The following is a 7774-nucleotide window of genomic DNA, read 5'->3' as shown; positions in this document are numbered from 1 at the left end:
GTTTAATTTGCTTTTCTCTGCTGACCCGGCGGCGTGTGTGCCGTTGTTCCGTGTCAGTGGAGGCGCATTATAGGGAGTTATTCTGAAGTGACAAGAGGAAATTTAAAAAAAGTTTCCGTCCGTGTTTTTTTTCACCAATAGCGATGAAATCAAGCTACAAAGTGTTCTATTTGATGTATCTGCAACCACAATCACATTCACGGTGGCATACTTATCGACAAGAATCATTAAGGAATAAAAGCAATGCCATTGAGCGCACAACAGCTGGCAGCCCAAAAAAACCTGTCTTATGTGCTGGCAGAAAAGCTAGCTCAGCTGATTTTAGCGGGTAAATATGCCCCGGGTAGCATCCTGCCGGGCGAAATGGAGCTGGGCGAGCAGTTTGGCGTGAGTCGTACCGCCGTTCGCGAAGCAGTGAAAACCTTAACAGCAAAAGGCATGGTGCTACCGCGTCCGCGCATTGGCACGCGGGTGATGCCACAAAGCAACTGGAACTTCCTCGATCAGGAACTTCTCTCCTGGTGGATGACAGAAGACAACTTCAATCAGGTCGTCGATCACTTTCTGGTGATGCGCAGCAGTCTTGAGCCGCAGGCCTGCCTGCTTGCCGCCACGCTCGGGACAGCCGAACAAAAAGCCCAGCTCAACACCTTAATGGAAGAGATGGTGTTCCTGAAAAAGCACTTCAACCGCGAGCGCTGGGTTGAGGTCGATATGGCCTGGCATGAACATATCTATATGATGAGCGCCAATCCGTTCCTTACCTCTTTTGCTTCTTTATTCCATTCGGTGTACCACACCTACTTTACCTCTATTACTCAGGACGAAGTGGTGAAGCTGGATCTGCATCAGGCCATTGTCGATGCCATTCAGGAGAGCGACGGGCAACGAGCCCTGAGCGCGTGCCAGGCGTTACTGGCCGCGCCAACCCACCAGCAGGTGAATAAATGACAAAGAAAAAAGCACGCAGCATGGCCGGGCTGCCGTGGATTGCAGCCATGGCGTTCTTTATGCAGGCCCTGGATGCCACCATCCTCAACACTGCACTTCCCGCCATTGCGCAAAGCCTTAACCGATCGCCGCTGGCGATGCAGTCCGCCATCATCAGTTACACCCTGACGGTTGCAATGTTGATCCCGGTGAGCGGCTGGCTGGCCGATCGCTTCGGCACCCGTCGCGTATTTATGTTGGCCGTAACGCTCTTTACGCTCGGTTCGCTGGCCTGTGCATTATCATCCTCTCTGACCGAACTGGTTATCTTCCGCGTTCTGCAGGGAATTGGCGGCGCGATGATGATGCCCGTGGCGCGCCTGGCACTTTTGCGCGCCTATCCACGCAGTGAATTGCTTCCCGTGCTCAACTTCGTCACCATGCCCGGCCTGGTCGGCCCGATACTTGGCCCGGTGCTGGGCGGTGTGTTTGTCACCTGGGCCAGCTGGCACTGGATCTTCCTGATTAATATTCCAATTGGCGTAGCGGGGCTGCTGTATGCCCGCAAATATATGCCGAACTTCACCACGCCAAGACGCTGTTTCGATATGGGTGGTTTTTTCCTGTTTGGTCTGAGCCTGGTATTGTTCTCCAGCGGGATGGAGCTGTTTGGTGAGAAGATAGTGGCAACATGGCTTGCGCTGGCTGTCATTCTTGGCGGTATTTTGCTGTTCCTTCTTTATATACGTCATGCACGCCGTCACCCGACACCGCTGATTTCGCTCTCTCTCTTTAATACGCGCACTTTCTCGGTAGGTATCGCGGGGAATATTGCTTCGCGCCTGGGGACGGGCTGCGTACCGTTTTTGATGCCTCTGATGCTGCAGGTCGGTTTCGGCTATCCGGCCCTGATAGCCGGCTGCATGATGGCGCCCACGGCAATGGGCTCAATTCTGGCCAAATCAACCGTCACGCAGGTGCTGCGCTGGTTTGGCTATCGGAAGACGCTGGTTGGCGTAACGGTCTTTATCGGGCTGATGATTGCGCAGTTCTCGCTACAATCTGCCTCGCTTCCCGTCTGGATGCTGATCCTGCCGCTGTTTGTGCTGGGTATGGCAATGTCAACGCAGTTCACGTCGATGAACACGATTACTCTCGCGGATCTGACTGACGACAACGCCAGTAGTGGCAACAGCGTGCTGGCGGTGACTCAACAGTTATCAATCAGCCTTGGGGTGGCTGTCAGTGCCGCGGTACTGCGGTTCTATGAAGGTTTTGACAGCGCGAACACCGTCGAGCAGTTCCACTATACCTTTATCACGATGGGCGTACTTACCGTCGTTTCAGCGCTGGTCTTTATGCTGTTAAAACCGAAAGATGGTCGAAACCTGATTAAAGAACGCCACAAAACAAAAGCTAAACCGAACCCCGTTCCATCAGAACAGGAGTAAGCTGCAGACGTTGCTGCTGCAGCGTGGGCTGCGCCATTCGGTGGATTAATACATCAATGGCCAGCTCACCCAGTTCATCTTTTGGCTGATGGATCGTGGTCAGCGGCGGGGTCATGTAGCTGGCCAGTTCGATATCATCGTAGCCAATCACCGCCATATCGTCAGGAATACGCAATCCCGCCTGGTACAACGCCTTATACGCCCCAAATGCCATGGCATCGTTGCCAATAAAGACGGCCTGCGGGCGCGGTGTCTGTGCCAGCAATGTCTGCATCGCCTCGAAACCGCCCTGAAATTCAAAATCGCCGGTAATACGGTAACCCTCCGGAACCGCGAGTCCCGCCCGAGCCATCGCGGAAAGGTACCCCTCCAGACGCAGACGCGCCGGGGTTTTATCCAGCGGACCAGTAATGCAGGCGATGCGGGTATGGCCTTTGTCGATCAGATACTGGGTTGCCATATCTCCGCCCAGCAGGGAGTTATCCTGAATCAGATCGCTGGTCCCGTCGAACGGCGCCCAGTCCATCATCACCGTGGGGATAGACGGATAACGCTGAATGATCTCTTTCGAGGGTTGATGCGTTTCGGTACACAGCAGCAGTAACCCGTCGACGCGTTTTTGCATCAGCGTCTCCAGATTACGGTTCATGCGCTGCTCATCCCCTTCGGTATTGCACAGCACCAGACTATAGCCGCGTTCGAAGCAGCTGCGTTCCACCCCGCGGACAAGTTCAGAATAAAAGGGATTCGTACTGGCGGTGATCAGCATGCCAATGGTGCGCGTCTGGTTGAGCTTCAGGCTGCGGGCCAGCGCAGACGGCGCATAGTTGAGATCTTTCACTGCGGCTTCGACTTTCTCCCGAATCGCCTCGCTGACGAAGCGATCGTTATTAATGACGTGGGAGACTGTCGACGTAGAAACGCCCGCCAGGCGGGCGACATCTTTCATTGTGGCCAAGCGTTACCCCTGCTGACTTAAGAATTCATCGATCTCTTTACGCCACGGAACGGAGGGCTGGGCACCTTTGCGCGTGACGGCGATAGCCGCAGCAGCATGCGCAAAGCGGATAGCATCATCCATTCCCTTTCCTTCCAGCAGCGCTGTCACCAATGCTCCGTTAAACGTATCGCCTGCCGCGATGGTGTCAATCGCCTTGACCTTAAAGCCCGGCACGCGACGGCCTTCGCCGTTTACGCTTGCCCACACGCCGCGGCTACCGAGGGTAATGATAACGGTGCTGATGCCTTTATCGTGCAGCGCTTTCGCGGCACGCGCTGCGTCATCATCATTTTCAACACGAATGCCCGTCAGTTTTTCCGCTTCGGTTTCGTTCGGTGTAATGATGTCCACCCGCGCCAGCAGTTCGTCTGATAATACACGGGCAGGCGCAGGATTAAGTACGACAGTGGTATGATTTTGATGCGCAATGTCAGCGGCCGCCAGTACGCTTTCTACGGGCGATTCCAGCTGCATCAGTAACGCGTCGGCATTAGCGATAAGCTCGCGCTGTGCTTCAACGCGGTCCGTCGTAAGACGGGCATTCGCGCCTGCATGAATACCGATGACATTCTCACCTTCCGCGTTGACGAAAATCAGCGCCACGCCGGTCGATTCCCCTGCAACAACGCTGACTGGCGCAACATCGATGTTATCGCTGGCGAGCTGTTTACGCACGCGCTCACCGGTATCGTCATCACCTGTACAGGCGATAAACGCGATATTTGCCCCACTGCGTCCTGCTGCAACCGCCTGGTTGGCACCTTTACCGCCAAATGCCACCTGATAATGGTTGCCGGTGACGGTTTCGCCCGGCGTCGGGAAGGATTCAAGGTTAAGAATGTGATCGGCATTGATACTGCCAAGGACGACGAGGTTGCCTGCGGTTTTCATGGTTGAGCTGTCCATCTGAGAGCGCCACCGGTGTTACCCGGTGGCGTATGCCACACTTTTCTTTATTGGTGTCCCTCAGGCAGCCAGCGACTGCCTGAATCGCCTTTTTACTGCTTGATGACCAGTTTCAGGTCAACTGGATATTTAGCCTGAACTTTTTCGCCCTTCAGCACTTTGTCAGCAGTCTGCACGCCAGTCGCGCCGATCTGCTCAGGCAGCTGAGCGATGGTCGCCGCCAGTTTGCCATCATTTACCGCTTTTTCACCATCTGGTGTGCCGTCAAATCCGACAACCATCACATCAGATTTACCTGCAGTCTGCAGGGCACGCAGCGCGCCGAGCGCCATTTCGTCGTTCTGTGCGAACACCGCCTGCACGTCTGGGTGCGCGGTCAGCAGGTTCTGCATGACGTTCAAACCTTTAGTACGGTCGAAGTCAGCAGGCTGGCTGGCCAGAACGTTAAATTTGTGAGCCGCAACCGCCTGCTGGAAACCTTCGCCACGTTCGCGGGCAGCGGACGTACCGGCAATACCCTGCAGTTCGATAACTTTCGCGCCTTCACCTGCTTTCTTCGCGATGTAGTCACCTGCGATTTTACCGCCCAGCACGTTATCAGACGCAATGTGGCTCACAACGTCGCCTTTCGTTGCCTGACGGTCCAGGGTGATCACCGGGATCTTCGCCTGGTTTGCCATCTTCACGGCGTTACCCACCGCGTCAGAATCGGTTGGGTTGATCAGCAGAATTTTGGTGCCGCGAACGGTTAAGTCCTGCACGTTAGCCAGCTCTTTCGCCGGGTTGTTCTGTGAATCCAGCACCACCAGGTTGTAACCCAGTTTGTCGGCTTCTTTTTGTGCGCCATCCTTCAGGGAGACGAAGAACGGGTTGTTCAGCGTGGAGATAACCAGCGCGATGGTGTCTTTCGCCATAGCGTTAGCACTTACGGTTGCGCTCAGCGCGACAGCAGAAACCAGGGTAGCCAGTTTTTTCATGTTCATATCTAAGATGTCCTGTAGTGTCGTCAGTTACTGTTTTTTGTTGTCTACCAGGACCGCCAGCAAAATCACCACTGCTTTAACGATCATCTGGTAATAGGAGGAAACACCTAACAAATTCAAACCATTATTCAGGAAACCGAGAATCAGTGCGCCGATCAATGTCCCAACAATGCGACCTTTACCGCCCGCAAGACTCGTACCGCCCAGAACCACTGCCGCAATGGCATCCAGCTCATACCCCGTACCCGCCGTTGGCTGCGCGGAAGAGAGGCGCGCCACTTCGATGATACCCGCCAGAGAGGCCAGCAAACCGCACAGTGAGTAAACGATAATTTTAACTTTGTTGACGCTGATACCGGACAGACGCGTTGCCGCTTCGTTACCGCCCAGTGCATAAATATAGCGGCCCAGACGCGTGTGGTGCAGCATGTACCACGCCGCCAGGAAGACGATGGCCATGATCCAGACCGGCGTCGGGATACCCAGCGGGCGACCGATACCGAACCAGCCAAACAGATCGGCGTTGTCCGTAAAGCCGGTGTTAACCGGGCTGCCGTTGGTATACACCATGGTGACACCGCGCAGCAGCAGCATCATGACCAGCGTCGCAATAAACGCCTGAACACGACCTTTCGCCACAATAACCCCGGTGACAGCACCAATTGCCGCACCCAGCGCCAGCGCAGCGGCAACGGCCACCAGCGCATTGACCTCAATCCCGACGATTGAAGCAGCAACCGCACCGGTGAGCGCCAGCAGGGAACCGACGGACAGATCGATACCCGATGTCAGAATCACCAGCGTCATCCCGACCGCCATAATGGCGTTCACGGAGGTCTGCTGAAGAATGTTGAACAGGTTATTAACGGTGAAGAAATTGGGGCTCATGGTCGACACAATCGCGATCAGCACCAGCAGGGCAATCAGCGATTTTTGTTCCATCAGCCATGCCTTTGTGAAATAACGGCGACCAGAAACAGCCTGGGTAGTCATCTTCTTACTCCTGATTCACGCGATTAAGCTTGCCCACAGCGGCAGCCATCAGAACTTCCTGGGTGGCCTGCTCGCGAGTGAATTCACCGCCGAGATGCCCTTCATGCATGACGATAATGCGATCGCTCATGCCTAATACCTCTGGCATCTCGGAAGAGACCAGAATGATGCTCAGACCGTCGGCCTTGAACTGGTTAATCAGCTGATAGATCTCTTTTTTGGCCCCTACGTCCACGCCGCGGGTAGGTTCATCAAGGATCAACACTTTCGGGCGCGTCATCAGCCCGCGTGCAATCGCCACTTTCTGTTGATTACCGCCGGACAGCAGGCCAATCGCCTGTTCCATCGAGGGGGTTTTCACATTAAAGAGGCGGATAAAATCGCTGACTGCCTGCTGTTCATCTTTATGTTTCAGGCTGCCGCCGCTGCGGCTGAAATAGCGCAGGGCGGTAAGAGACATGTTCTCTTTCACCGACATGCCCAGCACTAAGCCGTCGCGCTTACGGTCTTCGGAGATATAAACAATACCATTCGCCAGGCCATCCTGCGGAGAGCGCGTCACCACTTCATGCCCGTCGAGAGTGACATAACCGCTGGATCGCGGCAGCGCACCGTACAGCACTTTCATCAGCTCGGTACGGCCGGCGCCCATTAGCCCTGCCACGCCAAGAATTTCCCCTTTGCGCAGGGTAAAGGAGACATTATCCACGCCCGGGCCACAGAGATTATCCACCTTCAGGCGGATCTCACCCGGTGCTTTGTCGAGGTGCGGGTATTGATCTTCGAGCTTGCGTCCCACCATCATTTCGATAAGCGTATCTTCCGTCAGCGATGCCACTTCACGCTCGGCAATAAACTGCCCGTCGCGGAAGACGGTAACGTCGTCGCAGATCTCGAAAATCTCTTTCATACAGTGAGAGATATAGACAATTCCACGTCCCTGCGATTTCAGCTCGCGGATGACGCGGAACAGGGATTCGGTTTCGGTATCGGTCAGGGCGTCCGTCGGTTCATCCATAATGATGACCTTCGACTCAAAGCTCAGCACTTTCGCGATCTCCACCATCTGCTGGTCGCCAATGGAGAGTTCGCCCACCAGACGGTGGCTTTTGAAGCGCAGGTTGAGCTTCGCCAGCAGCTTATCCGCTTCGGCATACATCGTTTTCCAGTCAATTTTGCCAAACCGGTTAACAAATTCGCGGCCAAGGAAGATGTTCTCCGCAATAGTGAGCTGCGGGATCAGGTTCAGTTCCTGGTGAATAATGCCGATCCCCGCTTCCTGCGAGGCTTTTGGACCGCTGAAGGTGGTCTCTTTACCCAGCCACAAAAGTGAACCGGCATCGCGTTGATAGATACCGGTCAGCACTTTCATCATGGTGGATTTGCCGGCGCCATTCTCGCCCACCAGCGCCATTACGCGTCCGGCATAAACGTTCAGCGCCGCGCCAGAAAGGGCTTTTACGCCCGGGAACGATTTATCGATCCCTTTAAGTTGCAGTAATGCGTCCATG

At 54.9% G+C, this 7774-nt stretch carries 7 protein-coding genes; 2 read left to right on the top strand and 5 right to left on the bottom strand.

Features of this window, described 5'->3' with window-relative positions; genetic code table 11:
• The first annotated feature begins 243 nt into the window (after positions 1 to 243).
• Both ACOTZF_RS21600 and mdtD read left to right on the top strand, forming a co-directional pair.
• A complete protein-coding gene (locus ACOTZF_RS21600; protein ID WP_013099390.1) occupies positions 244 to 951 on the top strand; it encodes a FadR/GntR family transcriptional regulator in 708 nt (235 codons plus the stop codon).
• A complete protein-coding gene (gene mdtD, locus ACOTZF_RS21595; protein ID WP_129253021.1) occupies positions 948 to 2381 on the top strand; it encodes a multidrug transporter subunit MdtD in 1434 nt (477 codons plus the stop codon). The genes ACOTZF_RS21600 and mdtD overlap by 4 nt, the downstream gene beginning before the upstream one ends.
• On the opposite strand, the gene rbsR is transcribed toward mdtD, so the two are convergent.
• From rbsR to rbsA, 5 genes are all read right to left on the bottom strand, one after another.
• On the bottom strand, positions 2347 to 3339 hold the full coding sequence (rbsR, locus tag ACOTZF_RS21590; protein ID WP_013099392.1) for a ribose operon transcriptional repressor RbsR: 993 nt from the start codon (positions 3337 to 3339) through the stop codon (positions 2347 to 2349). The genes mdtD and rbsR overlap by 35 nt on opposite strands.
• A gap of 3 nt (positions 3340 to 3342) precedes the next feature.
• Positions 3343 to 4272, bottom strand: coding sequence for a ribokinase (gene rbsK, locus ACOTZF_RS21585; protein WP_129253107.1), 930 nt, complete (start codon positions 4270 to 4272; stop codon positions 3343 to 3345).
• A 107-nt stretch (positions 4273 to 4379) separates the two neighbouring features.
• Entirely contained in the window at positions 4380 to 5270 is an 891-nt protein-coding gene (gene rbsB, locus ACOTZF_RS21580; protein ID WP_013099394.1) for a ribose ABC transporter substrate-binding protein RbsB, read from the bottom strand.
• 27 nt (positions 5271 to 5297) lie between these two features.
• The gene (gene rbsC / locus ACOTZF_RS21575) at positions 5298 to 6263 is read right to left on the bottom strand and encodes a ribose ABC transporter permease (RefSeq protein ID WP_029883505.1); all 966 of its coding nucleotides are present in this window, start codon (positions 6261 to 6263) and stop codon (positions 5298 to 5300) included.
• 4 nt (positions 6264 to 6267) lie between these two features.
• Entirely contained in the window at positions 6268 to 7773 is a 1506-nt protein-coding gene (gene rbsA, locus ACOTZF_RS21570; RefSeq protein ID WP_421636200.1) for a ribose ABC transporter ATP-binding protein RbsA, read from the bottom strand.
• Position 7774 lies beyond the last annotated feature (1 nt).

It is taken from the genome of Enterobacter cloacae complex sp. SHL021 (genome assembly GCF_049237765.1).
Classification (GTDB): Bacteria; Pseudomonadota; Gammaproteobacteria; order Enterobacterales; family Enterobacteriaceae; genus Enterobacter; species Enterobacter cloacae.
Note: the sequence above shows the minus strand (reverse complement) of the source record. Positions and strands in the feature narration are given on the sequence as shown.